The following is a 1,284-nucleotide window of genomic DNA, read 5'->3' as shown; positions in this document are numbered from 1 at the left end:
GCGGGCGGGGCGCCCGACGCGCCGCGGCGCCGGCCGGCGGCCGCGGCGGCGGTGCTGGTCCCCGCCATCGCCTCGCTGCCGCTGCTCATGCCGTTCGGGCTGCCGCCCGGCCCCGGCAACACCGGCCTGCCCGACCTGGCGCTGGTGGCGCTGACGGCGACGACGCTGCTGTGGGCGGCGTCGCGGCGCGTCCCGGTCCGCTGGCCGTACCTGGTGCCGACGCTGCTCACGGTCGCGGCGGGCGGCATCGCCGCGCTCGCCAACGGCGTCGGACCGCTCACGCTGGTCCAGGACCTGTTCGTGCTGCTGTGGGCGGTGAGCCTGGCCAACCTGGGCCGGGACCCGCGGCTGCTGCGCACGGCTTTGCGCGCCTGGGTGTGCCTCGGCACCGCGTCCGCGCTGCTCATGATCGTCGGATACGCGGCCGGCCTCGACGCGCTGTCGGGCAAGCAGCCGGACGGCGAGCGCCTGCAGTTCACCTTCGGCGACGCCAACTACGCCGCCAACTGGCTGATCTGCGTGCTGTTCATCGCCCGGGCGGCGCGGTTCCCCGAGACGGCGTGGCGCCGCCGGGCGGTGTGCGCCGTGCTGATCGCCGCCGAGGTGCTGACGGGCTCCAACGGCGGCGCGCTCGCCCTGATCGTCGCCACCGTGGCGGGCGGGCTGTGGCGGATGGTCCGCGAGGGCAGGGCGCGGCACGCCGTCGCCGCCGGATGCCTGGTGACGCTGCTCGGCGGCGGCGCCGCGGCCGCGCTGACGCAGATCGACGTGCAGCCGTACCTGGACCGGGCCAGTGCCGCGTCGCCGATCCTGCGCGACTCGATCGGCCGGACGACCGGGGAGAGCACCGAGTCGCGCAGCACGGTGACCGCGATGACCGTCCGCATGATCCGGGAGCAGCCGCATCCGTGGGGCATCGGCCCGGCGCAGACCGAGGCCCGGACGCTGGCGAACCAGGAGAGCTACGTCCGCGAGGCGCACAACGACTACATCGCGGCCGTGCTGGAACGCGGGTTCCTCGGCGGGATCGCGCTGATCGTCCTCGTCTTCCTGCTGCTGCTGAAGTCGGTGCGCATCGCCCGCCCGGGCGCGCTCGACCCCGCGTACGCGCGGCTGGTGCCGCGGCCGGAGCTGTTCGGCGCGCTCGTCGTCGTCTTCCTGATCTCTGGGCTGTTCTACGAGGTGCTCCACTACCGGCACGGCTGGGCGTTCTTCGGGCTGCTCGCCGCGGTCGAGCTGTTCGGCCGCCGCGCCCCGGCCGCGCCCGGTCCCGCCGGTCCGCGG

General features: G+C 75.8%; 1 protein-coding gene. It reads left to right on the top strand.

Going from position 1 to position 1,284, the window contains the following annotated elements:
* Window positions 1-1,284: O-antigen ligase family protein (locus AR3_RS29040; RefSeq protein ID WP_067918817.1), on the top strand; the 1,284-nt coding region annotated here is incomplete at both ends.

The sequence above is a fragment of the Actinomadura rubrobrunea NBRC 15275 genome (assembly GCF_001552235.1).
Taxonomy (GTDB): Bacteria; Actinomycetota; Actinomycetes; order Streptosporangiales; family Streptosporangiaceae; genus Spirillospora; species Spirillospora viridilutea.
This window is presented reverse-complemented; position numbering and strand designations above follow the sequence as displayed.